Origin of the sequence: Bacillus sp. FSL K6-2944, assembly GCF_038005385.1 — a bacterium.
Classification (GTDB): domain Bacteria; phylum Bacillota; class Bacilli; order Bacillales; family Bacillaceae_G; genus Bacillus_A; species Bacillus_A cereus.
Genome location: NZ_JBBOTE010000001.1, coordinates 300,376 through 327,072 on the forward strand (window position 1 = coordinate 300,376; position 26,697 = coordinate 327,072).

Genomic DNA, 26,697 nt, shown 5'->3' on the forward strand with positions numbered 1-26,697 from the left:
GCGGTGAGAGTGTTGAAAGAAATTAAATGTGAATGTGGACATGTTAATCCGATAGGAACCGTTTTTTGTGAAGCTTGCGGGAAACCATTTGAAAGCAATGAAAATGCAAAACTATTGGATATGCGCTATGAGGGGAGTGCACGGAGATCTCTCACGCAGACAAAAACAATAGTCGATAAAATTTGGAGCTTTTTCTCTTCTGTAAAAGTAGGTGTATGGCTAATCGTAATAACTTTAGCTGCATCAGCGATAGGAACTATATTTCCGCAAGAAATGTACATAACTCCAGGTATTGCACCAGCTGAATATTATAAACAAGAATACGGATTTTTAGGACAATTATACTATCAATTAGGGTTTAATAATTTATACGGTTCATGGTGGTATATGATTTTGATTGCTTCTATCGGTATTTCACTTGTGATATGTAGTTTAGACCGCGTTATTCCACTTTATAAAGCTTTAAAAAAGCAAGGCGTAAAAAGACATCCTAGTTTTTTAAAGAGACAGAGATTATATGGGACTGGTACACCGCAAGAAGGTGACCTGGAAAGAGTGCAAGAGAATTTAAAGAAAAGAAACTATAACGTGAAAGTGGAAGACGGAAACGTTTTAGCAGAAAAGGGACGCTTCTCGCGTTGGGGTCCATATGTAAATCATATCGGTCTTATTATCTTTTTATTCGGTGCGATGCTTCGTTTTTTACCGAGTATGTACGTAGACGAAGCACTTTGGTTACGTGACGGTGAAACGAAAGAAATACCAGGGACGGATGGACAATACTACTTAAAAAACGAGAAATTTATAAAAGAAGTTTATGATAAAAGTAAGGACAAGGAAGTTTTTGATGAAGCGATTGATCGTGTAGGCGATAAAATGATTGCGAAAAACTTCCAAACGAATGCCGTATTATATAAAGCAGTAGGAGAAAATATAGCAGGACAAAAACCGAAATTAGAAAAAGTAAAAGAAGCGGAAATTCGAGTGAATGAACCACTGAAATTTGATCAATTTGCAGTGTATCAAGTGGATTATAAAGAAAGTGAATTTAAAAGTATGTCCTTTAACTTGCAAAATAAAGAAAATAATCAAAAGTGGGGACCAATTAAAGTAGATTTAACGAATCCTAAGGAAAAATATGATTTAGGAAATGGTTATTCTCTAGAACTATTAAGCTATTTTCCTGATTTTTATTTTGATGAGAATGGAAAACCAAATACAAAAACGAAATTACCAAACAATCCTGCATTTGTATTTAAAATGTTTACACCTGAAACACCAGATGGTGAAGTGAGTTTTGTTGGTATTCAGCAAAATATAGAACCAGATGGAAACAACAAATATAAAATGTCGTTTGCAGGTGTTGAAATGCAAAATGCAACAGCACTTACTGTAAGAAAAGATTTAACGCTTTGGATTCTCGGCATTGGAGGATTTATATTTATGGTTGGTGTCATTCAAGGTATGTATTGGAATCATCGCCGTATTTGGATACAACGTGTTAATGATGAATGGTGGATTGCAGGGCATACAAATAAAAATTGGTTCGGTTTAAAGAAAGATATTGAAAGAGTACTAGAAGGTACAGCAATTCCACAGCCAAATGATAAAGTAATTGATAAAAAAATTAGTTAAGGTGGGGAAACGATATGGTGCAAATAAGTAGTAACTTTCTCTTTACCGCATTTATTTTATATTTAATTGCCACTCTATTTTTCGGGGGAGCAATTAAAGAAAAGGGTCATAAATGGGCAAATGTAGGAATAACGATTACAATTTTAGGGTTTATTGCACAAACAGTATATTTTGTTACAAGGTGGATTGCATCAGGACATGCGCCAGTTAGTAACTTTTTTGAATTCGGTACATTTTTCGGCATGATGCTTGTAGGAGCATTTATTGTCATGTATTTTATGTACCGTGTAAGCATAATCGGACTATTTGCATTACCAGTTGCGCTTTTATTAATTGCCTATGCAAGTATGTTTCCGAGGGAAATATCCCCGCTTATTCCATCTTTAAAAAGTAATTGGTTACATATTCACGTGACGACGGCAGCAGCAGGACAAGCCATTTTAGCGATTAGTTTTATTACAGGTGTTATGTATTTATTGAAAAATGTAGATCAATCGACGAGAAGTAAACGTACATTTTGGCTAGAGACGGTAGTATTTACACTTGTTTGTACAGTTGGATTTATTGGAGTAACAACGGTATTTTCTAGTATGAAATATGAAGCGAAGTTTCAATGGATTGATAAAAATGAACAACAAGTGGAAATGAAATACAATCTTCCGGCTTTAGTTGGACCGCACGAAGGGAAGTTACTGACAGAAAATAAATTAGAACCGGCAGTTGAAGTTCCAGCGATTGTAAATGCGAAAAAATTAAATACTGTTATTTGGTCAGTGTTAGTTGGAACATTACTGTATATTGTATTAAGACTTGTTTTACGGAAGCGAGTATCGGCGGCACTTCAGCCGTTAGTAAAGAATACGAATAGTGATTTACTAGATGAAATCGGATATCGATCTATTGCAATTGGATTCCCAGTGTTCACATTAGGTGCATTAATTTTTGCGATGATTTGGGCACAAATAGCGTGGACACGTTTTTGGGGCTGGGATCCAAAAGAGGTTTGGGCACTTATCACTTGGCTCTTTTATGCGGCAGTATTACATTTACGCCTATCAAAAGGATGGCATGGAGAGAAGTCAGCTTGGCTTGCAGTAATTGGTTTTGCAATCATTATGTTTAACTTTATTGTAGTAAACTTAATTATTGCCGGTTTACATTCATATGCATAGAGAAATAAAATAGGGGAGTGCATGTCACTTTCCTATTTTGTTTTTGTCAACTTTTCTTCTTTTTTGAGAAAAACATGACAAAGTAGCGGTTGATTTTGTAAAATGATGTCGAGGACATTATATGCTGTTCAAAAAAAATACATAGTTTTGGAAAAAAAATGAACAAAATTTATTATTCTTGTGAAGCATAATATGGGAAGTGAAACATTTAGAAGATTGCTTAAATAAACGAGAATAGCGCAACATAATAGTTAAAGAAGGGTAGGTGTGAACCGCTGAGGTGAGAGTGCGCAGCGGGTAGAGATGGAAAATGAATCAAGAATTTTAATTGTAGATGATGAGGATCGTATTCGTCGTTTATTGAAAATGTACTTAGAAAGAGAACAATATACGATTGAAGAAGCAGATAATGGTGATACAGCTTTAGAAATGGCGTTGCAAAATGATTACGATTTAATCTTATTAGATCTTATGATGCCTGGTAAAGATGGCATTGAAGTATGTAAAGGGGTTCGTGAGAAGAAAGCGACACCAATTATTATGCTGACAGCAAAAGGTGAAGAAGTAAATAGAGTACAAGGATTTGAAGTTGGAACAGATGATTATATTGTAAAGCCATTTAGTCCACGTGAGGTCGTACTACGTGTGAAAGCGGTATTACGTCGTGCTGTACCAACAACATTCTTTACACAAGATACAACGACAAAAGATGTTACTGTATTCCCGCACTTAACAATTGATAACGATGCACACCGTGTTACTGCAGATGGTAATGAAGTAAACTTAACGCCGAAAGAATATGAGTTACTATTATTTTTAGCGAAAGCTCCTGATAAAGTATTCGATCGTGAGCAACTGTTAAAAGAAGTATGGCAATATGAATTCTTCGGAGATTTACGTACAGTTGATACACATGTAAAGCGTTTACGTGAGAAGTTAAGCAAAAAATCACCAGATGCAGCGAAAATGATCGTTACTGTTTGGGGTGTAGGTTACAAATTTGAGGTTGTGAACGACTGATGCTTTGGAGAAGTGTAGTAGGGAAGTTATGGATGACCATATTACTTCTCGTTTCGTTTGTTCTTGGATTTGTTGCGATTTTACTTTCACAGTTTTTTAGAACGTATTATGTTGATATGAGTGAAGCTAGGCTTCAAAAAGTTGCAACAAGTGTTTCAGAGTTAATTGAAGAAGGTGCCGATGTAAAAACGATTGAGAATATCGCTTACAAATTCTCTGACCCACTTTCAAGGATTATTATTGTAGAAGATGGTAAAGAAATCTCTTCTTCACCGAAACAAGAAGGGTTAGTCACTCTTACAATGGATGACTTAAAAGAAGATAAAGAATTAGCGGCTGTGTTTACAGACAAAAAAGAAATTAAGAATAATATTAGAAAAGCGTCTAATAGTAGGAAGAATAAAAACACCGAAAATGATATTATGATCGTCGGAAAACCAGTGCAATCAAAAAATCAAAGTGCAGTGTTCGTATATGAATCTTTACAAGTACCGATACAAGGTATGGAAAGAACAACTGATTTTATTTTCTTATCGGCTGGAATTGCGATTATATTAACAACTTTCTTTGCGTTCTTCTTATCTACTCGGATTACAGCACCGCTTCGTAAAATGCGTGAGGTTGCTTTTGAAGTGTCACGTGGGAAGTTTGATGCAAAGGCTCCTATGGTATCTCAGGATGAGATTGGTGAGCTTGCAACGGCCTTAAATCAAATGGGAAAACAGTTGAAGTTTAATATGAACGCCTTGCAACAAGAAAAAGAGCAGTTAGCAAGTATTTTGAGTAGTATGGCAGATGGGGTTATTACGTTAAATCAAGAAGGTGAAGTCGTTGTAATCAATCCGCCGGCCGAACATTTCTTACAAGTTTGGCAAGAAGAAAAAGAGATAGAGCTCAGTAAAAAACTACCTTCTGAACTTGTGGAATTATTCCATCTCGTTGTAGAAAGCGAACAACAACAAGTTGTTGAAATTAATTTACAAAAAGGAAACTATGTAGTTCTTATGACGCCGCTTTACAATCAAACGAAAATTCGTGGAGCTGTAGCAGTACTGCGAGATATGACGGAAGAACGTCGTCTTGAAAAGATGCGTCAAGATTTTATTGCGAATGTATCACATGAACTTCGTACACCAATGGTCATGCTGCAAGGGTATAGTGAAGCGATTTTAGATGATATTGTGCAAACGAAAGAGGAAATAGATGAGTTTGTTCAAATTATTTATGATGAATCTGTTCGTTTAGGTAAACTTGTAAATGAATTGTTAGATTTAGCTCGTATGGAAAGCGGTCATGTAGAGTTACATATTGGTGAAGTGGATATACATCCGTTTGTTGAAAAAATTGGTCGTAAATTCCAAGGGATTGCAAAGGATAAAGAGGTCGCGTTAACGGTTGATTTCAAAGGTCCAATTGAACAATACCCGTTTGATGCAGATCGTATGGAACAAGTATTGACGAATTTAATTGATAACGCAATACGTCATACGAATGCAGGCGGACATGTAACGCTTGTAATTGATACGAAAAATAACGGTCTTATTTTTGAAGTACAAGATTCGGGTGCAGGCATTCCAGAAGAAGATATTCCATTTTTATTTGATCGTTTCTATAAAGCTGATAAAGCAAGAACACGTGGGAAAAAGGGTGGAACAGGACTCGGGCTTGCGATTGCGAAAAATATTGTTCAAGGCCATGATGGTAAAATTTCTGTATCAAGTGTTGTTGGAGAAGGAACTACATTCTCTGTATATTTACCGAATCGTATAATTTAGATATGCGTTTTTAAAGTTGATAATGAATAAAGTTCTGCTGTTTTTTATTTTTTTGTAAACTCAATTAAATAAAGAATGGTAGAACTTTTTTCTATGTTGCTCGAATAAAGAATAACAAGAGAGGTGCTGTGAAGAAATGAAATTATATACAAAAACAGGAGATAAAGGAACGACAAGTGTAATAGGTGGCAGGGTTGATAAAGATGATATCCGTGTGGAAGCGTATGGAACAATAGACGAGGCAAATTCTCATATTGGATATGCAATGACTAAGCTTCAAGGCGGGGCTTTTATAGATATTTACAATGAGCTCGAAAATATTCAACATGAACTATTTGATTGCGGAGGAGACTTGGCAATAGTGGAACAAAAAATTCCTTATAAAGTGACAATTGTGATGGTTGAAAGTTTAGAAAGAAAGATTGATTTATATATAGAAGAAGCCCCGCCACTAGAACGCTTTATTTTGCCAGGTGGTAGCGAGGCAGCGGCTACTATTCATATTGCACGTACTGTTGTAAGGAGAGCAGAACGCTCTATAGTATCATTGCAAAAAGAAGTGAAAATAAATGAAGTTGTATTAAAGTATGTAAATAGATTATCTGATTATTTGTTTGCGATAGCTCGAGTAATAAATGCCCGATTACAAGTGAAAGATGTGGAGTATAACCGTAGTGCATTAGTTTTTCGTGATAAGAAAGAGAAGGAAGTGGAGTAATTCACTTTCTTTTTTTGTATACTTTTTTCTGTAATATACCAAAATAGAGAAGGTATGGTGGTAATTAGAAAACGGAGGATGTATATGAAAGTTTTAAAATGCGGTGTCATGTTATTGAGTATACTGTTTGTATCTCAATTACATGTTTATGCAGAAGAAAATCGATGGACATGGCCTGTTGAAGGTCAGATAAGTGATTATTTTGGGACAAGGCATGGAAAACACTATGGTATTGATGTAGCTGCGCCGATTGGAACGCCTGTGGCAGCTATCCAAGATGGTAAGGTAACGAGGTCTTATTATTCAAGTAGTTATGGAAATGTTGTATTTATTAAACACGGAGAATATGAGGCTGTATATGCACATTTAAATAAGAGATATGTGGATCAAGGAGATTATATTTCCAAAGGAGAAAAAATTGGAGAAGTAGGGAACACGGGAGAATCGCGAGGTGCGCACTTACATCTAGAACTTCATCAAGGAAGATGGACGATGGCGAAAAAGAATGCGATGAACCCATTGCTTGTTTTAAGTGAACAAAGAAATGAAGTTGTTTCTTCGTCATTATATGTCGTACAAAAAGGGGATACTTTAGTTAGTATTGCACGGAAATTTAGTATGACACTTAAGGAAATTAAAGAAAAAAATGGATTGCAGCAAGAGCTAATTTATCCTAATCAACAATTATATGTTAAGTAAAGGAAACGCTTCAAAAATTAAACTTTGAACAAATTTATGTTCTTCTTAAATAAGATTCAATGTAAATGAAATTATATGGGCGCTTTTGCTAGAACTATTGAGTGAATCAGAGCATCTATATCTAAAAGAAAACCGTCCCAAAATTTATTTTGGGACGGCTTCTTTTACCAAAAAATAAAGACACATATAAATCCAGAAATAGCTAAATAGCTATATAAGTAAAAAACTTTTGTTCTTGTTTTCTCTTTTGTTCGAAACAGTACGATAGTCGGTTCAATTAAACCGATTGTCAAACAAAGTAGGCCAAGAAGCATACAACCAATCGAGATAGAATACAGGGCGATTTGTGGTGCTTGAAATGGAATCATCCATTTTAATAAAAATGCAATAAGTGCAGTGTAACAAATACTACCGATGTATTTATTCAGTGGTGTATTAGAACGAAAACCAGGAAGTTTTTTTAAGAAAGAGCGGGAAACAACTTCTGTTTGTAAAGATGTATGCTCTTCAATAATTTTTTGAGCTTCTTTTCCTTTTTGAAAAAGAGATAAGATCCAATTTCGCTCACCCTGAAAAATAAATTGAGAAGTTGTCAAATAGTGATCAATCTTCACTTTATTCCAACTCTTCCACGGATGACGCTCACACAATTTTAATTTACTTTCTGTTTTTTTATCATACTGATAAATACTGATGCCATCTTCATCGAAAGTAGCATAGTATGTCTCGTTTGAGAATGTGCCTAAATCAATTGGGCAGTAGAAAAGTAATTCTTTTTTTAAGTAAAAGTATTCTTTTCTTAAGTTTTTTTTCATTGCTTCTCGAATAGAATGTCTCTTGTCTTTTTTCATGACATTTCCTCCATAACTCAGAAAATGTTCTTATCTTAACAATTCAATATCTTATCACTTTTAATTATATATGACTAGGTAATTCAAAAGAGAAATGCCGAATAATAAAAAATATGGATTGTATTGTAAAATATCTCGCAATTTATTTGTTGTTACGAAAAATAAATAACTAATTTTAAATAAGTTACAATTTTTTAGTTCACAATGTTATGAGGTTGTTGTATAATGAAGGGGAAAATAGAATATCGGTCTATCTTCGGGGCAGGGTGAAAATCCCGACCGGCGGTGATGAACTATTTATGATTTTGTTCTAAGCCCGCGAGCCGTTAAGGCAGGATTTGGTGTGATTCCAAAGCCGACAGTATAGTCTGGATGGGAGAAGATGGAGGTTCAAGCGTTCAAAAAAGATATGGATTTGAACGTCTGTTTGATGTGCCTTAAATTCTCCCTTTGTGTAAAACACAAAGGGTTTTTTCGTTCTATGAAAAAATAGGCATAGCAGAACCTTTCCACTTTCCATGAGATGATCGATGGAAAAGGAGAGAGAAAGATGAAACAAAAAAACAGTGTAGTGCAGATGGTGAGTGTAGCGATGCTAAGTAGTATTGCATATTTACTAATGATGTTGGATTTCCCGTTCCCAGGGCTTCCGCCATTTTTGAAAATTGATTTTAGTGATGTACCAGCTCTAATTGCGGTAATTATCTTTGGACCAGTAGCAGGAGTGATTGTAGAGGCGATAAAGAACATTTTACATTACGGGATTCAAGGAAGTTTAACGGGAGTACCAGTTGGAGAAATTGCAAACTTTATTGCAGGATGTTTATTTATTGGGCCAGCAGCTTTCTTATTTAGAAAGTATCGTACTGTGAAGAGTTTAACTACAGGATTAATGCTAGGGACAATTACAATGGCACTTATTATGAGTGTATTAAACTACATCATCATATTCCCGGCGTACACTTGGTTTTTAAATTCACCAGCTATGTCTAGCGAAGCTATAAAAACAACGGTTGTAACGGCAATCTTACCATTTAATTTAATTAAAGGGATTGCTGTAACAATTGTATTTGTAGCATTATTCTCACGCCTGAAAGTATGGGTGTTTGCAAAAATGAAAAATGCATAATATATACTAAAACCATTAGTAGTGTGAAACTACTAATGGTTTTTTATTAAGGAAAATAAAATTTAGATACAAAAAACGCCCCTCATCAATAGGAGGGGCGTTTTTTGAAGTTAATAAAAGACTATTCGAATTTTAAAGCGTCTCCGTCGAATGATTCGTCAGCAACTTTAATTGAGTCAGTTGGACAGCCTTCGAATGCATCCATCATATCTTCAATTAATACATCTGGAATTTCAACGATACCTTGGTTATCATCTAATGTTACAAATGCAATACCTTCATCATCATAGTCATAAATGTCTGGTGCAGCAGCGCCACAAGCACCACATGCAATACAAGTATCTTTATCAACGATTGTATATTTTGCCATCTTTTTTCCCTCCTGATAATATGTATGTGAAAAGCTCGCCATAAAAATTATAACCTTATTGTAAAACGGTTTGTAAAACTTTTCAACATAAAATTATAATGATAATGCTTATCAATTAGAGTGTCAACTTATTTTTGAATTATGTCATAAGATTTTCAAAATACGTAAATATGATTTCGTTTGATACAATAGAATATATACAAGTATATAGTTCTTATATGATAAGTTTAATGAGCGACAGTAGATAGTGTAATTGTACTGAAAAGAATGAAGTTAAGATTGGAAGGTGGAAGCGGTCATGCAAATACAATATACTTTGTTGCATTGTTTAAAACAATTGAATGGTGAAAGAACCGTTTCTTCTATTTATTATTTACTAAAGGGCAAACGTTCTTCGCAAACTTTACAAGATGGAAATATGTTCCGAATTTCTTTTTTGTTCGGAATATATAAATCATTAAATAGAAATGACTATGATGGTGAAGTTGCAAAGTTGTTGCAAGCGGATTTTATTCAAGAAATACATGAAAATACATATGTGTTAACACCTACGGGTAAAATGCAGTTACATAAATGGGAGGAAGTTTATGCTTTTCCGGCGCATTTGCATGGTTTACATTATGGTGAATTAGGTGAAACATTTTGGAAAAGATTATCATTAATTATTCAAACCATATCAAATTTACAACAGAATAATACGAGATTTATTCCAATTCAGCAAGATACAGAAATAATGATGTGGGTGAAACGTTTTCTAACAGGAAGGCCATATAAGAGAAGTGAGTTGGCGAGAAAACTATGGACGGAAGTACATAATCTTTTAGAAAAGAGTAATGCGATAGAAGCGACGATTGTAACATATCGATTAACGGGTTATGAACGCATTGGTTGTACATTGCAACAATTAGCAGAAATTACGAAACAAGATATATTCAGGGTGTATTTTTTATTTTGGGGTACAATACATTTCTTTATACAAGAAGTTCGTGATAAAGAAAATGAATTTCCACTATTAGCTGAAATTATATCTTATCCAAATGAGAGAGCTGAATTATTTAGTTTATCCACGAAAAAAACATATGATTTTTGGAGACAAGGACGTTCTTTAGAAGAAATAGCGACGATTCGGAATTTAAAGGTTGCAACGATAGAAGATCATTTTGTTGAAATTGCTTTGCGAGAAAAAGATTTTTCTATTGAAATGTTTATGGAAAAAGAAAAGATAGACAAAGTAATAAAAGTAATTGAAGCATTGCAAACGCGGAAGTTACGTGTTTTGAAACAAGCGGTTGGAGAAGATATCTCTTATTTTGAAGTTCGTCTTGTATTAGCGCGGATGGAGGGTGTAAATGAAACTTGAAGAATATTTATATAAGTGGTTTGGATATTCTGAATTTCGTCCAGGTCAAAAAGGAGTAATTACAGATTTATTAGAAGGAAAAGATGTGATAGCAATGCTTCCGACTGGAAGAGGGAAATCTATGTGCTATCAGTTTCCGGGGCTTATGCGAGAAGGAACAGTGCTTGTTGTATCACCGTTATTATCTTTAATGGAAGATCAAGTGACACAATTAAAGTATGTTGTGAAAAACCGAGTGATAGCATTTAATAGTTTTCGGACATTAAATGAAAAAAGAGAAGCGATGAAAAAATTATCTTCATATAAATTTATTTTTGTTTCACCAGAGATGTTGCAGTCGGAGTTATTAATTAGGGAATTGAAGAAAATTCATATTTCATTATTTGTTGTTGATGAGGCTCATTGTATTTCTCAATGGGGTTATGATTTTAGACCGGACTATAAAAAACTAAATGTAGTTATTGAAAATATTGGTTCTCCTACAGTATTAGCATTGACAGCCACAGCGACAAAAGGGGTACTGCAGGATATCGCAGATAGTTTAAATTTAAAGGGTGCCGCGGAACATGTATACTCTATTGATCGTCCTAATATTGCAATGGATGTGCAATTTGTAGAGACGATAGAAGAAAAGAAAGAGGCGCTTTTAGAGCAGGTGATGTATTTACAAGGGCCGGGGATTGTATATTGCTCAAGTAGAGCGTGGACAGAAAGGTTAACGGAATACTTGAGAGGGAAAGGTGTTACTGGTGTAGCTTTTTATCATGGTGGTATGGAACATGAAGAGCGTATGTTAATTCAACAGCAGTTTATGAACGATCAATTACAACTTGTAATATGCACAAGTGCATTTGGTATGGGGGTAAATAAGGCGAATACGCGATATATTATTCATTTTCATTATCCAACTAATATAGCCTCTTACTTACAAGAAATCGGAAGAGCTGGAAGAGATGGCGAACCGAGTATAGCTATTTTATTATGTAGTCCGTTGGATCATGATTTACCAATTTCAATCATTGAGGATGAATTGCCAAGTAAGTCACAAATAAAATTTTTATTTTCTTTACTACAAGAAAGAATATTTCAAACGAAGGAATTACCAATAGAAGATGTAGAAGAAATTTGTTATAATGCAGCAAGATTTAATGAGCAATATTGGCGTTTCGTTCGTTATCATCTCGAACAGGTTGGAATTATACAACAACGAAGATTATTATTAGAAGGTTTGTCAGATGAAATCATGAACCGATTAATAGCTGAAGTAGAAATAAGGTTGCGTAATAAATATAGTGAGCTAGAAAATATGAAGTCATGGATACAAGTTAAAGGGTGTAGACGTGAATATGTGCTGCAACAGTTCGGTTATAGGAAAGAGCAAGAGTTAATTAATTGCTGCGATTATTGCGGTATTACCAAAGAAGATTATAAAAAAAGACGAGCGCAACAATCGGATTTCGACTATAATTGGGAAACAGAGTTACAAAAGCTTTTCGGCCTAGAAAAGATGGAGGAATGATGAACATTCAAAGGCATAATGTTGAAGATATGAGTCCGCAGGAAATAAGGCTGAATCTATATATAACACAGTTAATTATTATCGGTATTGGCTGTTTACTGGCATATATATTATTTCAAGATGTAAAAGAAGTCTTTAATTTATGGAAATGGGAACCAGTATCTATACTTATTATAGGTGGTTTGTTAGCGATTGGTATTGTGTTATTAGATTATGTTGCAATGCGAGTGTTTCCGGAGTCATGGTTTGATGATGGTGGTATTAACGATAAGATGTTTCGAGGAATGTCCGTTCTACACTTACTCGTTATTACGTTCTTGATTGGTTTTGCAGAAGAATTTTTATTTAGAGGTGTAGTACAGACTCATTTTGGAATTGTAATTGCGAGCTTCGTATTTGCAGTGTTACATATTCGTTATATAACAAAGCCATTTTTATTTTGTTTCGTCTGTTTTATTAGTTTTGTCTTTGGTTATGTATTTGAATGGACAGGAAATTTGTTTATAACAATCTTTGCACACTTTCTTGTTGATTTTATAATGGGACTCCAATTAAGAAAATAAATGGAAGGTGGTGGTGAACAACATGAGGAAACGAATTCCTGATTTTGAAGAGGAATTAGAAGTTGAGCGAGTGGAAGAAAAAGAAAGTTTACCGCCGCGTAGTGAAATTCATAGAAATAAAGAGAAAAAACAAAAGTTTAAAATAAATCACATTTTCGTCCGGGTTTTAACATTTCTATTCATTCTTCTGCCGATTAGTATTTTGTGGTACACGGATAAATATATTCAGGTGAAGGGTGATAGTAATAATGCTGGAAAAAGTGCGTTTGAAGTAATCTTCTTTGATTCAGCTAAATCTGAGTCGCAGAAACATTCTGAAAAAGTAATAACGCATACTGTGAAAGAGGGAGAAACTTTAGAAAGTATAGCGAAGCAATATTTTTCAGATGGAAATGGAATTGAAGTAATTAAAAAGTATAATAACTTGCAGGAAGATGAAGTGAGTGCAGGTCAAGAATTAAAAATTCCGATAAAAGATAAGTCCACAAAGCAAGAAAGCTAGCGAGTTAAGCGATCACAGTTTGTTATAAAAGCCTAGGATTATCTTTATGAGGAGGGAGTCAAAAATATGATATGGATTATATTATTCAGTACTCTCATAGGCATGGGGATTTTATTACTTTTTGTGATGTATAAAGAAGCGATGCGTAATACGGTGTTGGAACATACTTTAGTATTTAAAGAATTTCCGAAAAGTTTTCAAAAAGTAAATGTGTTTTTTATTTCTGATATTCATAGAAGGGTCATTTCGAATTTGTTAATTGAACAAGTAAAAGGAAAAGTAGATCTCGTAATTATCGGAGGAGATTTAGCAGAGAAAGGTGTCTCTTTATCAAAAATCTCTGCGAATATTCAAAAGTTAAGAGAGATAGGTCCTGTATATTTTGTGTGGGGAAACAATGATTATGAGATAGAATATCATGAATTAGATGCGTTATTATTAGAAAATAACGTAAAAGTTTTAGATAATACAAGAGTGGTATTTGAGTCTGAATTAGGAGAGAAAATTTGTTTGCTCGGTATAGATGATGTTGGATTGCACCGTGATCGTCTAGATTTGGCATTGGCGGATTGTAAAGAAGATGGTTTTCGTATCCTAGTTAGTCACAACCCTGATATAATAAAAAAAATGTCTGGAAATGAACAGATTTCACTTGTGTTAAGTGGACATACGCATGGAGGACAAATCCGATTATTCCCATCTAAAAAATATTTAAAAGGTGGCGTATATAACCATTTGAATACGATTCTCTTTGTTAGTAATGGGTATGGAACAACATTGATACCACTTCGTTTCCGAGCACCTGCTCAAACACATATCATTACATTGTGCGGAGGGAAATGATGCCAACTCTTAGTGGGAAATATAATATAAAAGCCGTTTCGAATATAATTGGAGTTCAGCCGAGTACGCTTCGTGCATGGGAAAGACGATATCAAATTATTGCCCCAAAGCGGAATCAAGCTGGGCATCGCTTATATACAGAAGAGCATATTCAAATTTTAAAATGGTTAATGGAAAAAGTTTCTTCCGGTATGATGATTGGACAAGCAGTTCAGTTATTAGAAGAGAATCGTTTGCAGAGTACAGTTCAAAAAGAGATACATTTCGATAAAGAAGTTGTTTTAGTGGACGATTTGCTACAAGCTTTGTTAAAATTTGATGAAATTACAATTGCTGCATTATTAAACGAAGCTTTTAGTATATATTCAACAGAAAAGGTTGTTGCCAGTATCGTTCTTCGAGTGACAGACAAATTATTAACGTCAAAAAATAATAATGAGATTTCAATGGTGCAATTTCAATATGCACTATCATTTTTACAAACGCGTCTAGGGATGGTGTATCACAATGCCTCAATGTTTTCCTCTTTACACAAAGTTATTGTGTTAGAAAAGGATGCATTGAAAGGATTTATTTTTTTAACTTATTTACGCTTAAAAGGATATGAGGCGATATATATTAGGACAAGCTTAGCTGAAGATGGTATGTTATCAGCGGTAGAGGAAATACAGCCGAAATATGTATTTATATCTTTTGCTGACGAACAAGAAATGAAAAAGACGATGAACTTTATAAATTTATTACAAGAAAAAAGGGAATCTCTTTCTGTTGGATTTATCGGAAAGCTAGGCGTTCTAAACCAGTTGGACATTGAAACAATCTTAATTGGTGATACGAAAGAAGAATGGGATGGATGGTTAAAAATGTCGGAATAGTTGTTCGAAAAGAACCATCTATTTTCTATTTCATATAATAAAAATTAGATGCATTGGTTACGTAGGGAGGGTATGAGATGAGGCTGGAACGATTAAATTACAATAAGATAAAAATTTTTCTAACATTTGATGATTTATCTGAACGAGGATTAACGAAAGAAGATTTATGGAGAAATGCACCGAAAGTACAGCAATTATTTCGTGATATGATGCAAGAAGCAAATAAGGAATTAGGGTTTGAAGCAGATGGTCCGATTGCAGTTGAAGTGTTTTCTCTACAAGCGCAAGGGATGGTTGTAATTGTAACGAAAGAAAATCAAGAAATGGATACAGATGATGAGTTCCGTGACGAGTTTATTGAAATGCAAGTGACTCTAGATGAAAGTGAGCATATATTATATGAGTTTGCTACGCTAGATGACGTAATTAACCTGTCGAATCGCTTATATAACCTTGGTGTAACTGGCGGAAAGCTATATACGTGGGATGAGCGCTTCTATCTTTGGGTGGAAGAAGAGGAACAAATTCAATTGTTAAAGGCGGATTTTATAGCTATTTTAGCGGAATACGGTAATCCGTCTACAGCAACCATTTATCGCATCATGGAGTACGGTAAAGAATTAATGGATGTTAACGCGATAGAACAAATACACAATTACTTTGTGAAAAAACAAAACCTCAGCTAATACAACATAGCTGAGGTTTTGTTTTTATTTGGAGAAGGGAAGGGATGATTGTAAATACTCGAACATACTTTTTGAAAATAAAATATGCAGTTTTATGGGAGTGTGGTTGATGAAAATAAAAAATATTTAAATATTTAAGTATTTTACTTTTCTAAAAGTAATAAAAGGACTATAATAATAGTGAAAACGCTTGCAACAGAAAATAGTTTGTATATATTTGTTAGCGTTTTCTATTGCATTCCAAATTTAAGGGTGTATACTAGGCAATGAAGGTTTACTAAACAAGTGAAATTACAGGGGGTTTACTTACTATGGTAGCCGAAAAGGGAACTCAAACAAAAACACAACAACAAAGGGAACAACATTTTGAACTATTGAATTCAACACAAATTGTTATTAGTGAAGCGTTAGAAAAATTGGGTTATCCAAACGAAGTATATGAATTATTAAAAGAACCAATTCGTATGATGACAGTGAAAATACCAGTTCGTATGGATGACGGGACTGTTAAAATATTTACAGGATATCGTGCGCAACATAATGATGCTGTTGGTCCAACGAAAGGTGGAATTCGCTTCCATCCGAATGTAACAGAAAATGAAGTGAAAGCACTTTCGATCTGGATGAGTTTAAAATGTGGTATTGTTGATTTACCATATGGTGGAGGTAAGGGTGGAATTATCTGTGATCCACGTGAAATGTCATTCCGTGAGTTAGAAAGATTAAGCCGCGGTTATGTACGAGCAATTAGCCAAATCGTAGGTCCGACGAAAGATATTCCAGCTCCAGATGTATTCACAAACTCTCAAATTATGGCGTGGATGATGGATGAGTATAGCCGTATTGATGAATTTAATTCACCAGGATTTATTACAGGTAAACCGCTTGTATTAGGTGGATCACATGGACGTGAAACAGCAACAGCGAAAGGTGTAACAATTTGTATTCGCGAAGCTGCTAAAAAACGTGGCATTGATATTAAGGGTGCACGCGTTGTTGTTCAAGGATTCGGTAATGCTGGTAGCTTCTTAGCTAAATTTATGCATGATGCAGGTGCGAAAGTTATTGCAATCTCAGATGCTTACGGCGCGTTACATGATCCAAACGGATTAGATATTGATTATTTATTAGACCGTCGTGATAGCTTCGGTACAGTAACAAAGCTATTTAACAATACAATTTCAAACAAAGAATTGTTAGAACTTGATTGCGATATTTTAGTACCAGCTGCAATTGAGAACCAAATTACAGAAGAAAATGCTAATGATATTAAAGCGAAAATCGTTGTTGAAGCTGCAAATGGTCCAACAACATTAGAAGCGACTAAAATTTTAACAGATCGCGGAATTTTGCTTGTTCCAGACGTGTTAGCAAGTGCTGGTGGTGTAACAGTATCTTACTTTGAGTGGGTACAAAACAACCAAGGTTACTACTGGACTGAAGAAGAAGTAGAACAACGTTTAGAAAAAGTAATGGTAAGATCATTTGATTCTATTTATGAAACAGCACAAGTTCGTAAAGTGAACATGCGCTTAGCGGCGTACATGGTTGGTGTTCGTAAAATGGCTGAAGCAAGCCGCTTCAGAGGTTGGGTATAAAATATTATATCTTGAGAAAACGTGATTTCCTTTCGAGGGAATCACGTTTTTTTGTTGAAGTATTAAATGAGGTGTTGTATATGGAGAATGAAATGCTGGAACGAGTAGAACAATTAGAAGAGAAGGTTAAGAGGTTAGAGGGAGAACTTGCAAGAACGATGAAAGCTCGAAAAATAAGTACCGTTCGGATGTTCGGGGAAGGGTTACTGTTTTTGGTATTTGGTGTGGTTGTAGTAGGGCCGATTATTGCCGTTGTAATCTCGATTTTTACTTGGCTTGCTGAAAAATAAAATAAAAATAAAAAGAACGCTTGTTCTATACGAACAAACGTGCTATACTCTCCTTAGATAAACAAAACGGAAATGATTTTAAGGAGAGATAAATGATGAAAATGACAGTAGACCAAAGATTTATGATGCCAGCAGATGTTGTAGAGCGAGTGGAAGTATTACGAAACAAACAAAGCAAGCGTGGCACATTATTACAATCGGTAAATAAATTTTTCGGTTTAGATACGAAAGAAGATTGTGTTTGGTTTTACGGTTTTTATGGAGTGGCTGTAAGTATCTTGTTGTTTATGGTGTTCACTTCAAATATTTTCGATTTTCTCTTCGCGTAAGAAATATGCGATAAGGACATTGCTACCGAATACATATATAAGGAAGTAAGGTAATCTTCTAGAGCGGGAGTTGGTAGCAATGGCGATGTTTCCTATAGAGCGCAACTATATTGGATATGGAAGTTCACGACCGGGGATTCCTCTGACTAAAGTGAGATTTATTGTAAACCATGATACGGGGAATCCTGGAAGCAATGCGATAGGGAATCGAGATTACTTTAATGAATTACAACCGAAAGCTTCGGCGCATACATTTATAGATGATAAAACAATATTGGAGATTATTCCTATAAATGAAGTTGCGTATCATGTTCGATATGGTGTGCCGACGGATAATGACTTATATGGCTATGACGCGAATAAGGCGGCCATTGGAGTGGAACTTTGTTATGGTGGTGATGTTAACTTTTGGGAAGCATATAATCGTTTTACATGGTATCATGCGTATTTATGCCAAAACTTTGGCTTAAATCCGAAAAAAGATATCGTGTCACATAAAACGCTTGATCCAGCTAGAAAGATTGATCCTGAGAATGTATTAGGGAAACAAGGTATTAAATTTCAGCAGTTTTTAGCAGATGTCTATCGGATGTACGTTTCGTTTAGATGACAAATATATGAAAAATGAATACAATAAAGATAGGTGCCTACTGCTGTAAGTAGGTTTTTTCTTGTTTTTATAAATAGTGTATTGGTAGAAGACTAGGAGTGGACGAGTATGCAGAAAGAAACAGTTATTATAATCGGAGGCGGTCCGTGCGGATTAGCGGCTGCAATTTCGTTGCAAAAGGTAGGGATAAATCCGTTAGTAATTGAAAAAGGAAACATTGTAAATGCCATTTATAATTATCCAACTCATCAAACATTTTTCTCTTCTAGTGAAAAATTAGAAATTGGTGATGTAGCTTTTATTACAGAAAATCGTAAGCCAGTTCGAAATCAAGCGCTTGCGTATTATCGTGAAGTAGTAAGACGTAAATCTGTACGTGTAAATGCTTTTGAGCGAGTGGAGAAAGTTCAAAAAGATGGAGAAGCTTTTCAGGTTGAGACGACAAAGCGTGACGGAAGTAAGGAAATATATATAGCGAAATATATTGTTGTAGCAACTGGATATTATGATAATCCAAATTATATGAATGTTCCAGGTGAGGAATTGAAGAAAGTAGCTCACTATTTTAAAGAGGGGCATCCTTATTTTGATCGAGATGTAGTAGTTATAGGTGGGAAAAACTCGAGTGTAGATGCCGCGTTAGAACTTGTTAAATCTGGTGCACGTGTAACGGTACTGTATCGTGGAAGTGAGTATTCACCAAGCATAAAGCCTTGGATTTTGCCGGAATTTGAGGCGTTAGTACGAAATGGTACAATTCAAATGCATTTTGGGGCTCATGTGAAAGAAATTACTGAGCATACATTAACGTTTACAGTTGATGGTGAAGCTCTTACAATCAAAAACGATTTTGTATTTGCGATGACTGGTTATCATCCTGATCATAGCTTCTTAACGAAGATGGGTGTTCAGATTGATGAAGAAACAGGACGTCCAATTTATACAGAGGATAGAATGGAAACGAATGCTGAAAATATTTTCATTGCAGGTGTCATTGCTGCTGGAAATAATGCAAATGAAATATTTATCGAGAACGGAAGATTTCATGGAGATGCGATTGCGCAAACCATTGCATCAAGAGAAAAATAAAAAGGAGCTGTCGGGAAAACCTCGACAGCTCCTTTTTATTCGTGCATAAACATATTTTGAATGGATTCATGAGAATTTGTATTCTCTAATGCAACAAGTAATTTAATGCGTGCTTTTTGTGCATTTAAGCCGTATGTGAATACAATGCCCATATCTTTTAAGTGTTTACCGCCACCTTCATACGAATATACGTCTTGAACGATACCGTTGAAACAGCGAGAAACTAATACGACAGGAATACCTCTATTTAATAATCTTTCTAGACTAGGCAGTGTTCTTGGAGGGAGATTACCTTGTCCAAGAGCTTCGATAACAATGCCGTCTACAGGAAGATTTTCGATTGCTGCTAATAATGTATCATCCATGCCAGCATATGCTTTTAGAACAACTACATTTTTAGACACTTTGTTTATCGTATATGTTTCGTGATGTACTAAAGCGTGATGGAAGACAACGCCGCGTTTTGTTACCATTCCAATTGGTCCGTATTGTGGGCTTTGGAATGTTGCAACATTACTTGTATGTGTTTTCGTTACATTTGTAGCGCAATGAATTTCGTCGTTTAATACGACTAAAACACCTTTTTCTGCAGCTTCATCACAACTAGCAACTTTTACAGCTGATAAGAAGTTATATAGACCATCAGCACCTAACTCATTGCTAGAGCGCATTGCACCTGTCACTACGATCGGAATAGTTGCTTGTACTGTTAAATCTAAGAAATAAGCTGTTTCTTCTAATGTATCCGTGCCATGCGTAATGACTACGCCATGAATGTTGTCTTGTTTTACTCTTTCATCAATGATGACTTGTAATTGTAACATTTCGCTCGGTGTCATATGAGGAGATGGTAGGTGGAACACATCTTCAACGATTAAATCAACATCGCCTTCTAAATCAGGAATGAATTTTAAAAGAGGATTTTTTTCACCTGGTTGTACGACCCCAGTTTCTTTATCTTCCTCCATTGCAATTGTTCCACCTGTGTGTAAAACTAGGATTCTTTTCAATGCTTATACCCCTTTCAAGTAAAAAAATACATTTAGAACATAACATGTTTTGAGTAAATTCGACAATGGAAATGTATAAAAGTATGCCTCGAAAATGACAATAAAATTAACTGCTATATGTACGATGTATAAAATCATGAAACGAAATGTGCAAATATAGTATAGGAGGGAAGAATTCCGGTGAAAAAGATGGAGAGAATTTTTATTCGTATATTAATAATACAATTCATTTGTCTTTCTGTTGTGCAATTGTTATTTATACATAAGTCATCAGTGAAATATTTATCTAAAATTGTTTATTATGAGGGTGTCATGGTAAAAAACAAAGTGGAAATCTTGCAGGTGAATAGGTAGTTTTCATTTTCTTCTATGAAGGATTATGCTACAATAATTGAGGATTTAATGACGTGAAGCAAATGAGAAGAAGCAGGGTGAACACCTGCTTTTCGTTTTGTTTTATAAGTGAAAAAATGAGGTGTTACAATGGATAAACGAATTTCAATTGCTATAGATGGTCCAGCAGCTGCTGGGAAAAGTACAGTGGCAAAAGTTGTTGCGAAGGAACTTTCTTACGTTTATATTGATACAGGCGCAATGTACCGTACGCTTACATATGCAGCCCTTGAACAAAAAGTAGACATTGAAAATGAAGAGCAGTTAATGGAAGTTGTAAAGAATGTAAATATTGAGTTTCAGCAAGGAGAAAATACACAGCTTGTATTTTTAAATGGACAAGATGTTTCTGAAGTAATTCGTACACCTGATGTGACGAATCGAGTATCTATTGTAGCGAAACATCGCCTTGTTCGTGAAGAAATGGTACGTCGTCAGCAAGAGTTAGCGAAAAAAGGCGGCGTTGTAATGGACGGCCGTGATATTGGTACACATGTATTACCGGATGCTGAAGTGAAAATCTTTATGCTTGCTTCTGTTGAAGAAAGAGCGGAAAGAAGACATTTAGAAAATTTAAATAAAGGTTTCGATTCTAATTTAGAGCAGCTAAAAGAAGAAATTGCTCAGCGTGATAAATTAGATTCAGAACGCGAAGTTTCTCCACTAAAAAAGGCTGATGATGCATTGGAATTAGATACGACTTCTTTATCAATTGAAGAAGTTGTCCAAAAAATTATGAGCATTGTTTCTGGAGTGTTTGCGAAATAAAGAAAGGGGATAGTCCTCTTTCTTTTTTTGTTTAAATAGAAATGTAAAGGATACGTGAATTGTGAGTCTCTTTCCTTGACAAATGAGCTGATTTGTAAGAAGTTAGTTAAAGAGGAATAAAACTGTCAGAATATATTCGCTATTATATTTCAAAACATACTTTTTTCAAGCTGGTTTTGCTGTATACTATTTATATAGGTTTAATATATTTTCTTGTGAATGTTATTGAAAAAGAGTATGTGATGAGAAATTCTTAAACATGCAAATGAAAACTTTGTTTTCATTTCGTATATACATAAAAAATGTTTTGTCAATTCTGTAGGGAGGTATTTCCATGGTAGAGAAAATGAATGAAGAAGTTATGGATTCAAAGGAATTACAAGTTGGTGACGTTGTTACAGGTTCTGTAACGAAGGTTGAAGAGAAACAAGTGCTTGTAAATGTTGGATACAAAACAGATGGCGTAATTCCAATTAGTGAATTAGCTAACGTTCATATTGAAAAAGCAAGCGATGTTGTAGAATTAGATCAAACACTAGAGTTGAAAATTATTAAATTAGAAGAAGATGATCTTGTCTTATCTAAACGTGCTGTTGATGCAGAAAAAGCATGGGTAGAACTACAAGAGAAATTTACTTCTGGTCATGTATTTGATGTTACTGTAAAAGATATTGTGAATGGCGGATTAGTTGTGGACCTTGGTGTTCGCGGTTTTGTTCCAGCTTCACTTGTAGAAGTACATTATGTAGAAGACTTTACTGACTATAAAGGTAAAACATTAGCGGTGAAAATTGTTGAATTAGACCGTGAAAAAAATCGTGTAATCCTTTCGCATAAAGCGGTAGTAGAATTAGAACTAGATTCTAAGAAAAAAGAAGCAATTTCTTCATTAAAAGAAGGGGACGTTGTTGAAGGAACAGTACAACGATTAACTGACTTTGGCGCATTCGTTAACGTTGGTGGAGTGGACGGTTTAGTTCACATTTCACAAATTTCACACGAACGTGTAGAGCAACCTTCTGAAGTGTTAGAGCAAGGTCAAAAGGTTAAGGTAAAGGTGTTATCTGTTGATGCTGATACACAACGTATTTCTTTATCAATTAAAGCAGCTCAACCAGGACCTTGGGAAAACGTTGCTGGCGAAATAAAAGCTGGAGATATTCGTGAGGGAGTAGTAAAACGCCTTGTTACATTTGGTGCATTCGTTGAGATTTTACCGGGCGTTGAAGGGCTTGTACACGTATCTCAAATTGCAAATCGTCACGTGAAAAATCCGAATGAAGTATTGGAAATGGGACAAGAAGTAAAAGTGAAAGTACTTGAAGTTCACGTAGCAGAGAAACGTATTTCTTTAAGTATAAAAGAAGCGCTTGAGGAAAATAATGTAACTGAAGATTATAGTCAGTATGAGCCAAATGCTGATTCTGCTACTTTCCAATTAAGTGATATTATTGGTGAACAACTGAAAAAATTAAAGAAATAATGAGGGGTACAAGTGGTAAGGGCAAAACGTAAATTAGATCATATTGAATACGCTCTTTCTACTGGTCAGTCTCGTACGCATGGCTTTCATGATATTGATTTTGTGCATCAAAGCTTGCCAAATTCAAATTATGACACAATAACATGTGAAACAAAAATCGGCGAACTTTCACTAAGTTCGCCGATTTTTATCAATGCGATGACTGGTGGTGGAGGAGAGAAAACGTTACATATTAATGAGCAATTAGCATATGTAGCGAAACATCATAACCTTGCTATGGCTGTAGGTTCGCAAATGGCGGCGTTAAAAGATGAAAGTGAAGCTGCTTCTTATAAGGTGATTAGAAAGGTAAACCCAAATGGTATTTTCTTTGCTAATTTAGGTAGTGAGGCAACTATCGAGCAGGCAGAGCGCGCCGTTGATATGATTGAAGCGAATGCATTACAAATTCATTTAAATGTCATACAAGAGTTAACGATGCCAGAAGGAGACCGTGATTTTACTGGAGTACTTCAGCGCATTGAGAAAATTGTTTTAAATAGTAAAGTTCCTATCATTGTAAAAGAAGTTGGATTTGGGATGAGTAAGGAAACAATGCAACAGTTAGTGAACGTAGGTGTAACAGCAATTGATATTGGTGGGCAAGGTGGTACGAATTTTGCTGCTGTTGAAAACGAAAGAAGACAGCGAATGCTTTCTTATTTTAATAACTGGGGCATACAAACAGCAACCTCGATTATTGAAGCAACCTCTACAAATAATAACCTCTCTTTTATTGCATCTGGGGGTATACAAACAGCGCTTGACGTAGCGAAAGCAATCGCATTAGGGGCGAATACAACTGCGTTTGCTGGTTATTTTTTACGTATTTTAATGCAAGATGGTATCGAGAAGTTAGTAGATGAAATTGAGCTTCTACATACAGATTTGAAATTTATAATGACAGCTCTTGGTGCGAAGACGATAGAAGAGTTGCAATCTGTACCTCTTGTTGTAAAGGGTGAAACATATCATTGGTTAATGCAGCGTGGTATTGATACTGCGCATTATAGTAGGAGATAAAAAATCAACCATTCGGTTGATTTTTTTTTTGTTCTATTCTTTTTCGTAATATAAAGTGGAGAATGGAATTAGTATTATATAAAAATATCATTTCGTAAAAATTGTAATTGAAAAAGGGTTGAAAAATGTAGATGGTGTGTTGTCGAATTACTGGAGAGAACTTAATTTTTAATGGGAATAGGTGAAGGTAAAAAGAAGTAATGGGAAGATATAGTATGCGAAATATTATTTCGATATAAATAGAAATCATTAAACTGATTATGTAAAAGACGGTTTCGTACAATATAGAAACCGTCTTTTTGTATTAATTAGTGCTGGTTTTGTTTTCGAGCCTGTTCTGGTGTATCAAGTCCAGTTGCACCTGGATATTGTAGTGATTGATCACGATCGGATTCAACGCGGCGTGATTCTCGTAGTTTTCGTTCTTGGCGATCTTTACCCATAATGAATAACACCTCCTTGTTAAAAGTGTTGCTGTTATAAGAAAAAACTATGCGTAAATAAAGTGGATTAACTTTCATAAAAAGTTCCCATAATGGAAAACATAGGAGGTGAAGTTGATGGATGGAAGTACTTTTTATTTTGTAGCTTGGATAGGGTGGATCATTGTAACCTTTTTTATGAAAAAGGACCCTATCCGATGGAAGTTAGGCGCTTGTATACTGATTTTTATAATTTGCTCTCCGTTACATGTAACGATTGCCTCATTCGTGGTATCAGTAAATGCTCTTTTACTTTGTATTATTTCTTTTATAGGGATCACGCTATATTCCGTCTGGAAAAAATTGTATAGCTTACTTTCGGCACTTATTATTGCAATGTTATATACAAGTTTTCATCTGTTAGAAATATATGATCCGATTTGGATTGTGGTGGATAGAGTGTTTCTGCTAAGTAGTGCTCTTGTGTATGCATCGGTGTTATTGCATGGGGATCGCATATTACGATTATGTTCTCTATATGTAGGGATGTTACAAGGAGAGCTGCTAGTGACATTTATTTTTAGGAAATTGAATTTTCCATATGATTACGGTAGTTTAGCATTTTTTGATATCGTCGCCATTTCTACATTATTCATGGCAATATTGTTTTGGATTGCAAAAGCATCAGTATACATGGAACGGTTTAAGAGAAAAACACGTAAAAGAAAGGCGAGGGTAATACATGACTGAATATACACCAGCCATTTTATGCGGCGTAATAGCGGGGACAGTTACAAGGGTGCTAATGCTTCGGACGGATACGCGGCAATATCCGACGAGGCTACATGGGAAAATTATTCATATTGCAATGGGGTTAATTGCAGCTGCTTTAGGAGCGATTGCAATCCCGTCTATTTTGAAAAAAGATTTTTCTGCCATTACATTTCTTACATTAGCAGCGACACAATTTCGTGATGTACGTAATATGGAAAGAAATACGCTTCAACAATTAGATGGGTATGAGCTCGTACCGCGTGGAAATACATACATTGAAGGAATTGCATTGGTTTTTGAAAGTCGCAACTATTTGGCAATGTTAACGTCGTTTGCAACGACGTTTGCGTATATAGGATTCCGTTCATGGATTGCAGGAGTAATTATGGCTATAATCGCATTTTTTATCGCGAAAAAATTAATGTCTGGTAAAAGGCTACATGATCTTGTTGAAATTGAGCACGTTCCGCTTCGTTTTGAAGGAGCAGGGCTTTATATTGACAATATTTACATTATGAATATTGGATTGCCAGCAAGACAAGAAGAAATTATGAAATATGGTATGGGTTTTATTTTAAAGCCGAAATCAATTGATGCGATGGTTACAATCTCAAATTTAGGGCAACGACAAGCTATTTTACACGATGTTTCAGTAGCGTTAGGGATTTATAGAGATTCTGGTACACCAGCGCTTGTACCGTTAGCAAAGCGTGATTTAGAGGATGGCAGGGTTGGGATTTTTGTCCTGCCGCAAGATCAAGATGCAGAGAAAGCGATAGGTGTCATAGGAAATGTACCAACGTTAGAAAGTGCTGTCCATATGTCATCGGAAGCCCCAAAAGGAAGGGGAGATAAGAGATGATGTTAGAAAGTGTTATTCTGGCAGTTATAACAACGACTCCAGAAAAATTTGCAGGTGGTGCTCCTTTATTCGTTTGCGAATCGACGGAGGAACTAGAATTTGTTGCAAATAATTTAGAAGCAATTTTAGATGGTATAGCACATCGCTTACAAGAGAATGTATATATTATTGTGAAACATTAGCAACGTGTGTTATAATGTGAGGTGTTTTGATACGTTGAGAAATATTCTGGAATGCAAATCCCTTCTTGCACAAAGAAGGGTTTTTTACATAATAAACAGAAGCAAGTT

At 35.2% G+C, this 26,697-nt stretch carries 30 protein-coding genes and 1 riboswitch; of the genes, 26 read left to right on the top strand and 4 right to left on the bottom strand.

Annotation, left to right across the window (positions count from 1 at the left end; all coding sequences use genetic code 11):
• The first annotated feature begins 9 nt into the window (after positions 1 to 9).
• The 6 genes from resB (at position 10) to MHH55_RS01685 (ending at position 7,019) form a co-directional block, all read left to right on the top strand.
• On the top strand, positions 10 to 1,635 hold the full coding sequence (resB, locus tag MHH55_RS01660) for a cytochrome c biogenesis protein ResB (protein WP_000910522.1): 1,626 nt from the start codon (positions 10 to 12) through the stop codon (positions 1,633 to 1,635).
• A gap of 14 nt (positions 1,636 to 1,649) precedes the next feature.
• Complete coding sequence (gene resC / locus MHH55_RS01665) at positions 1,650 to 2,807, top strand: cytochrome c biogenesis protein ResC (protein ID WP_000250083.1); 1,158 nt, start codon at positions 1,650 to 1,652, stop codon at positions 2,805 to 2,807.
• A gap of 303 nt (positions 2,808 to 3,110) precedes the next feature.
• Positions 3,111 to 3,827: a DNA-binding response regulator ResD gene (gene resD / locus MHH55_RS01670; protein WP_000426861.1), complete on the top strand. Its 717-nt coding sequence runs from the start codon at positions 3,111 to 3,113 to the stop codon at positions 3,825 to 3,827.
• Complete coding sequence (gene resE, locus MHH55_RS01675; RefSeq protein WP_000964677.1) at positions 3,827 to 5,602, top strand: sensor histidine kinase ResE; 1,776 nt, start codon at positions 3,827 to 3,829, stop codon at positions 5,600 to 5,602. The genes resD and resE overlap by 1 nt, the downstream gene beginning before the upstream one ends.
• Positions 5,603 to 5,738: 136 nt before the next feature.
• Positions 5,739 to 6,320 carry a cob(I)yrinic acid a,c-diamide adenosyltransferase gene (locus tag MHH55_RS01680; protein ID WP_000781268.1) on the top strand — a complete coding sequence of 194 codons (582 nt, stop codon included), beginning with the start codon at positions 5,739 to 5,741 and terminating at the stop codon, positions 6,318 to 6,320.
• A gap of 84 nt (positions 6,321 to 6,404) precedes the next feature.
• Positions 6,405 to 7,019 (top strand): peptidoglycan DD-metalloendopeptidase family protein, encoded by a 615-nt coding sequence (locus MHH55_RS01685; protein ID WP_000866117.1) that lies wholly within the window; start codon positions 6,405 to 6,407, stop codon positions 7,017 to 7,019.
• 164 nt (positions 7,020 to 7,183) lie between these two features.
• Here MHH55_RS01685 and MHH55_RS01690 read toward each other — a convergent pair whose 3' ends face one another.
• On the bottom strand, positions 7,184 to 7,870 hold the full coding sequence (locus tag MHH55_RS01690; RefSeq protein ID WP_000710837.1) for a hypothetical protein: 687 nt from the start codon (positions 7,868 to 7,870) through the stop codon (positions 7,184 to 7,186).
• Positions 7,871 to 8,118: 248 nt separating this feature from the next.
• Positions 8,119 to 8,258: riboswitch (FMN riboswitch) on the top strand.
• A 162-nt stretch (positions 8,259 to 8,420) separates the two neighbouring features.
• Between MHH55_RS01690 and MHH55_RS01695 the strand changes: the two genes are divergently transcribed.
• Positions 8,421 to 8,999 (top strand): ECF transporter S component, encoded by a 579-nt coding sequence (locus tag MHH55_RS01695; RefSeq protein ID WP_078186186.1) that lies wholly within the window; start codon positions 8,421 to 8,423, stop codon positions 8,997 to 8,999.
• A 121-nt stretch (positions 9,000 to 9,120) separates the two neighbouring features.
• Here MHH55_RS01695 and MHH55_RS01700 read toward each other — a convergent pair whose 3' ends face one another.
• The gene (locus tag MHH55_RS01700; protein ID WP_001151993.1) at positions 9,121 to 9,369 is read right to left on the bottom strand and encodes a ferredoxin; all 249 of its coding nucleotides are present in this window, start codon (positions 9,367 to 9,369) and stop codon (positions 9,121 to 9,123) included.
• Between the two features lie 298 nt (positions 9,370 to 9,667).
• On the opposite strand from MHH55_RS01700, the gene MHH55_RS01705 reads away from it, so the two are divergent.
• The 12 genes from MHH55_RS01705 to MHH55_RS01760 all read left to right on the top strand — a co-directional run bounded on the left by MHH55_RS01705 (position 9,668) and on the right by MHH55_RS01760 (position 19,633).
• Entirely contained in the window at positions 9,668 to 10,729 is a 1,062-nt protein-coding gene (locus MHH55_RS01705) for a helix-turn-helix domain-containing protein (protein WP_001167003.1), read from the top strand.
• Positions 10,719 to 12,248, top strand: coding sequence for an ATP-dependent DNA helicase RecQ (recQ, locus tag MHH55_RS01710; protein WP_000762973.1), 1,530 nt, complete (start codon positions 10,719 to 10,721; stop codon positions 12,246 to 12,248). The genes MHH55_RS01705 and recQ overlap by 11 nt, the downstream gene beginning before the upstream one ends.
• The gene (locus MHH55_RS01715; protein ID WP_001025780.1) at positions 12,248 to 12,811 is read left to right on the top strand and encodes a CPBP family intramembrane glutamic endopeptidase; all 564 of its coding nucleotides are present in this window, start codon (positions 12,248 to 12,250) and stop codon (positions 12,809 to 12,811) included. Before recQ ends, MHH55_RS01715 begins: the two co-directional genes overlap by 1 nt.
• Positions 12,812 to 12,833: 22 nt before the next feature.
• The gene (locus MHH55_RS01720) at positions 12,834 to 13,313 is read left to right on the top strand and encodes a LysM peptidoglycan-binding domain-containing protein (RefSeq protein WP_001231553.1); all 480 of its coding nucleotides are present in this window, start codon (positions 12,834 to 12,836) and stop codon (positions 13,311 to 13,313) included.
• Between the two features lie 66 nt (positions 13,314 to 13,379).
• Positions 13,380 to 14,156, top strand: a complete 777-nt coding sequence (locus MHH55_RS01725) for a metallophosphoesterase (RefSeq protein ID WP_000637791.1) — start codon at positions 13,380 to 13,382, stop codon at positions 14,154 to 14,156.
• A complete protein-coding gene (locus MHH55_RS01730) occupies positions 14,156 to 15,031 on the top strand; it encodes a MerR family transcriptional regulator (RefSeq protein WP_139362396.1) in 876 nt (291 codons plus the stop codon). Before MHH55_RS01725 ends, MHH55_RS01730 begins: the two co-directional genes overlap by 1 nt.
• 77 nt (positions 15,032 to 15,108) lie before the next feature.
• A complete protein-coding gene (locus MHH55_RS01735; RefSeq protein ID WP_001235402.1) occupies positions 15,109 to 15,717 on the top strand; it encodes a genetic competence negative regulator in 609 nt (202 codons plus the stop codon).
• Positions 15,718 to 16,028: 311 nt separating this feature from the next.
• A complete protein-coding gene (gudB, locus tag MHH55_RS01740) occupies positions 16,029 to 17,315 on the top strand; it encodes an NAD-specific glutamate dehydrogenase (protein WP_000225173.1) in 1,287 nt (428 codons plus the stop codon).
• Between the two features lie 80 nt (positions 17,316 to 17,395).
• Entirely contained in the window at positions 17,396 to 17,605 is a 210-nt protein-coding gene (locus tag MHH55_RS01745; RefSeq protein WP_000426763.1) for a hypothetical protein, read from the top strand.
• A 92-nt stretch (positions 17,606 to 17,697) separates the two neighbouring features.
• Positions 17,698 to 17,934 (top strand): DUF3961 domain-containing protein, encoded by a 237-nt coding sequence (locus MHH55_RS01750; protein WP_001983018.1) that lies wholly within the window; start codon positions 17,698 to 17,700, stop codon positions 17,932 to 17,934.
• Positions 17,935 to 18,013: 79 nt separating this feature from the next.
• Positions 18,014 to 18,544 (top strand): peptidoglycan recognition protein family protein, encoded by a 531-nt coding sequence (locus tag MHH55_RS01755; protein ID WP_078186184.1) that lies wholly within the window; start codon positions 18,014 to 18,016, stop codon positions 18,542 to 18,544.
• Between the two features lie 108 nt (positions 18,545 to 18,652).
• A complete protein-coding gene (locus MHH55_RS01760) occupies positions 18,653 to 19,633 on the top strand; it encodes a YpdA family putative bacillithiol disulfide reductase (protein ID WP_001168522.1) in 981 nt (326 codons plus the stop codon).
• A gap of 35 nt (positions 19,634 to 19,668) precedes the next feature.
• Here MHH55_RS01760 and ansA read toward each other — a convergent pair whose 3' ends face one another.
• A complete protein-coding gene (gene ansA, locus MHH55_RS01765) occupies positions 19,669 to 20,643 on the bottom strand; it encodes an asparaginase (RefSeq protein ID WP_000822010.1) in 975 nt (324 codons plus the stop codon).
• Between the two features lie 180 nt (positions 20,644 to 20,823).
• Here ansA and MHH55_RS01770 point away from each other — a divergent pair, with 180 nt between their 5' ends.
• From MHH55_RS01770 to MHH55_RS01785, 4 genes are all read left to right on the top strand, one after another.
• Positions 20,824 to 20,997 carry a YpfB family protein gene (locus MHH55_RS01770; RefSeq protein ID WP_000738057.1) on the top strand — a complete coding sequence of 58 codons (174 nt, stop codon included), beginning with the start codon at positions 20,824 to 20,826 and terminating at the stop codon, positions 20,995 to 20,997.
• 129 nt (positions 20,998 to 21,126) lie between these two features.
• A complete protein-coding gene (gene cmk / locus MHH55_RS01775; RefSeq protein WP_000361252.1) occupies positions 21,127 to 21,804 on the top strand; it encodes a (d)CMP kinase in 678 nt (225 codons plus the stop codon).
• A gap of 334 nt (positions 21,805 to 22,138) precedes the next feature.
• Positions 22,139 to 23,287: a 30S ribosomal protein S1 gene (gene rpsA, locus MHH55_RS01780; protein ID WP_000229562.1), complete on the top strand. Its 1,149-nt coding sequence runs from the start codon at positions 22,139 to 22,141 to the stop codon at positions 23,285 to 23,287.
• Between the two features lie 12 nt (positions 23,288 to 23,299).
• Entirely contained in the window at positions 23,300 to 24,349 is a 1,050-nt protein-coding gene (locus tag MHH55_RS01785; protein ID WP_000251036.1) for a type 2 isopentenyl-diphosphate Delta-isomerase, read from the top strand.
• A 308-nt stretch (positions 24,350 to 24,657) separates the two neighbouring features.
• On the opposite strand, the gene MHH55_RS01790 is transcribed toward MHH55_RS01785, so the two are convergent.
• A complete protein-coding gene (locus MHH55_RS01790; RefSeq protein WP_000513900.1) occupies positions 24,658 to 24,792 on the bottom strand; it encodes a YpzI family protein in 135 nt (44 codons plus the stop codon).
• Between the two features lie 117 nt (positions 24,793 to 24,909).
• Here MHH55_RS01790 and MHH55_RS01795 point away from each other — a divergent pair, with 117 nt between their 5' ends.
• The 3 genes from MHH55_RS01795 to MHH55_RS01805 are packed head-to-tail and all read left to right on the top strand — an operon-like array spanning position 24,910 to position 26,589.
• On the top strand, positions 24,910 to 25,521 hold the full coding sequence (locus MHH55_RS01795; protein ID WP_000349103.1) for a YphA family membrane protein: 612 nt from the start codon (positions 24,910 to 24,912) through the stop codon (positions 25,519 to 25,521).
• Entirely contained in the window at positions 25,514 to 26,407 is an 894-nt protein-coding gene (locus MHH55_RS01800) for a YIEGIA family protein (RefSeq protein ID WP_000141596.1), read from the top strand. The genes MHH55_RS01795 and MHH55_RS01800 overlap by 8 nt, the downstream gene beginning before the upstream one ends.
• On the top strand, positions 26,404 to 26,589 hold the full coding sequence (locus tag MHH55_RS01805) for a capping complex subunit for YIEGIA (RefSeq protein ID WP_000979059.1): 186 nt from the start codon (positions 26,404 to 26,406) through the stop codon (positions 26,587 to 26,589). Before MHH55_RS01800 ends, MHH55_RS01805 begins: the two co-directional genes overlap by 4 nt.
• Positions 26,590 to 26,697 lie beyond the last annotated feature (108 nt).

What these genes read in the sequence shown, in the direction of transcription:
- MHH55_RS01695 (WP_078186186.1), top strand. Translation starts at nt 8,421, where the DNA reads ATGAAACAAAAAAACAGTGTAGTGCAGATGGTGAGTGTAGCGATGCTA.
- MHH55_RS01715 (WP_001025780.1), top strand. Translation starts at nt 12,248, where the DNA reads ATGAACATTCAAAGGCATAATGTTGAAGATATGAGTCCGCAGGAAATA.
- MHH55_RS01690 (WP_000710837.1), bottom strand. Translation starts at nt 7,870, where the DNA reads ATGAAAAAAGACAAGAGACATTCTATTCGAGAAGCAATGAAAAAAAAC.
- gudB (WP_000225173.1), top strand. Translation starts at nt 16,029, where the DNA reads ATGGTAGCCGAAAAGGGAACTCAAACAAAAACACAACAACAAAGGGAA.
- MHH55_RS01745 (WP_000426763.1), top strand. Translation starts at nt 17,396, where the DNA reads ATGGAGAATGAAATGCTGGAACGAGTAGAACAATTAGAAGAGAAGGTT.
- rpsA (WP_000229562.1), top strand. Translation starts at nt 22,139, where the DNA reads ATGGTAGAGAAAATGAATGAAGAAGTTATGGATTCAAAGGAATTACAA.
- MHH55_RS01755 (WP_078186184.1), top strand. Translation starts at nt 18,014, where the DNA reads ATGGCGATGTTTCCTATAGAGCGCAACTATATTGGATATGGAAGTTCA.
- MHH55_RS01720 (WP_001231553.1), top strand. Translation starts at nt 12,834, where the DNA reads ATGAGGAAACGAATTCCTGATTTTGAAGAGGAATTAGAAGTTGAGCGA.
- MHH55_RS01705 (WP_001167003.1), top strand. Translation starts at nt 9,668, where the DNA reads ATGCAAATACAATATACTTTGTTGCATTGTTTAAAACAATTGAATGGT.
- MHH55_RS01700 (WP_001151993.1), bottom strand. Translation starts at nt 9,369, where the DNA reads ATGGCAAAATATACAATCGTTGATAAAGATACTTGTATTGCATGTGGT.
- recQ (WP_000762973.1), top strand. Translation starts at nt 10,719, where the DNA reads ATGAAACTTGAAGAATATTTATATAAGTGGTTTGGATATTCTGAATTT.
- MHH55_RS01725 (WP_000637791.1), top strand. Translation starts at nt 13,380, where the DNA reads ATGATATGGATTATATTATTCAGTACTCTCATAGGCATGGGGATTTTA.
- MHH55_RS01805 (WP_000979059.1), top strand. Translation starts at nt 26,404, where the DNA reads ATGATGTTAGAAAGTGTTATTCTGGCAGTTATAACAACGACTCCAGAA.
- MHH55_RS01795 (WP_000349103.1), top strand. Translation starts at nt 24,910, where the DNA reads ATGGATGGAAGTACTTTTTATTTTGTAGCTTGGATAGGGTGGATCATT.
- cmk (WP_000361252.1), top strand. Translation starts at nt 21,127, where the DNA reads ATGGATAAACGAATTTCAATTGCTATAGATGGTCCAGCAGCTGCTGGG.
- MHH55_RS01685 (WP_000866117.1), top strand. Translation starts at nt 6,405, where the DNA reads ATGAAAGTTTTAAAATGCGGTGTCATGTTATTGAGTATACTGTTTGTA.
- MHH55_RS01800 (WP_000141596.1), top strand. Translation starts at nt 25,514, where the DNA reads ATGACTGAATATACACCAGCCATTTTATGCGGCGTAATAGCGGGGACA.
- resC (WP_000250083.1), top strand. Translation starts at nt 1,650, where the DNA reads ATGGTGCAAATAAGTAGTAACTTTCTCTTTACCGCATTTATTTTATAT.
- MHH55_RS01735 (WP_001235402.1), top strand. Translation starts at nt 15,109, where the DNA reads ATGAGGCTGGAACGATTAAATTACAATAAGATAAAAATTTTTCTAACA.
- MHH55_RS01750 (WP_001983018.1), top strand. Translation starts at nt 17,698, where the DNA reads ATGATGAAAATGACAGTAGACCAAAGATTTATGATGCCAGCAGATGTT.
- resD (WP_000426861.1), top strand. Translation starts at nt 3,111, where the DNA reads ATGGAAAATGAATCAAGAATTTTAATTGTAGATGATGAGGATCGTATT.
- MHH55_RS01680 (WP_000781268.1), top strand. Translation starts at nt 5,739, where the DNA reads ATGAAATTATATACAAAAACAGGAGATAAAGGAACGACAAGTGTAATA.
- MHH55_RS01730 (WP_139362396.1), top strand. Translation starts at nt 14,156, where the DNA reads ATGCCAACTCTTAGTGGGAAATATAATATAAAAGCCGTTTCGAATATA.
- MHH55_RS01790 (WP_000513900.1), bottom strand. Translation starts at nt 24,792, where the DNA reads ATGGGTAAAGATCGCCAAGAACGAAAACTACGAGAATCACGCCGCGTT.
- MHH55_RS01760 (WP_001168522.1), top strand. Translation starts at nt 18,653, where the DNA reads ATGCAGAAAGAAACAGTTATTATAATCGGAGGCGGTCCGTGCGGATTA.
- resE (WP_000964677.1), top strand. Translation starts at nt 3,827, where the DNA reads ATGCTTTGGAGAAGTGTAGTAGGGAAGTTATGGATGACCATATTACTT.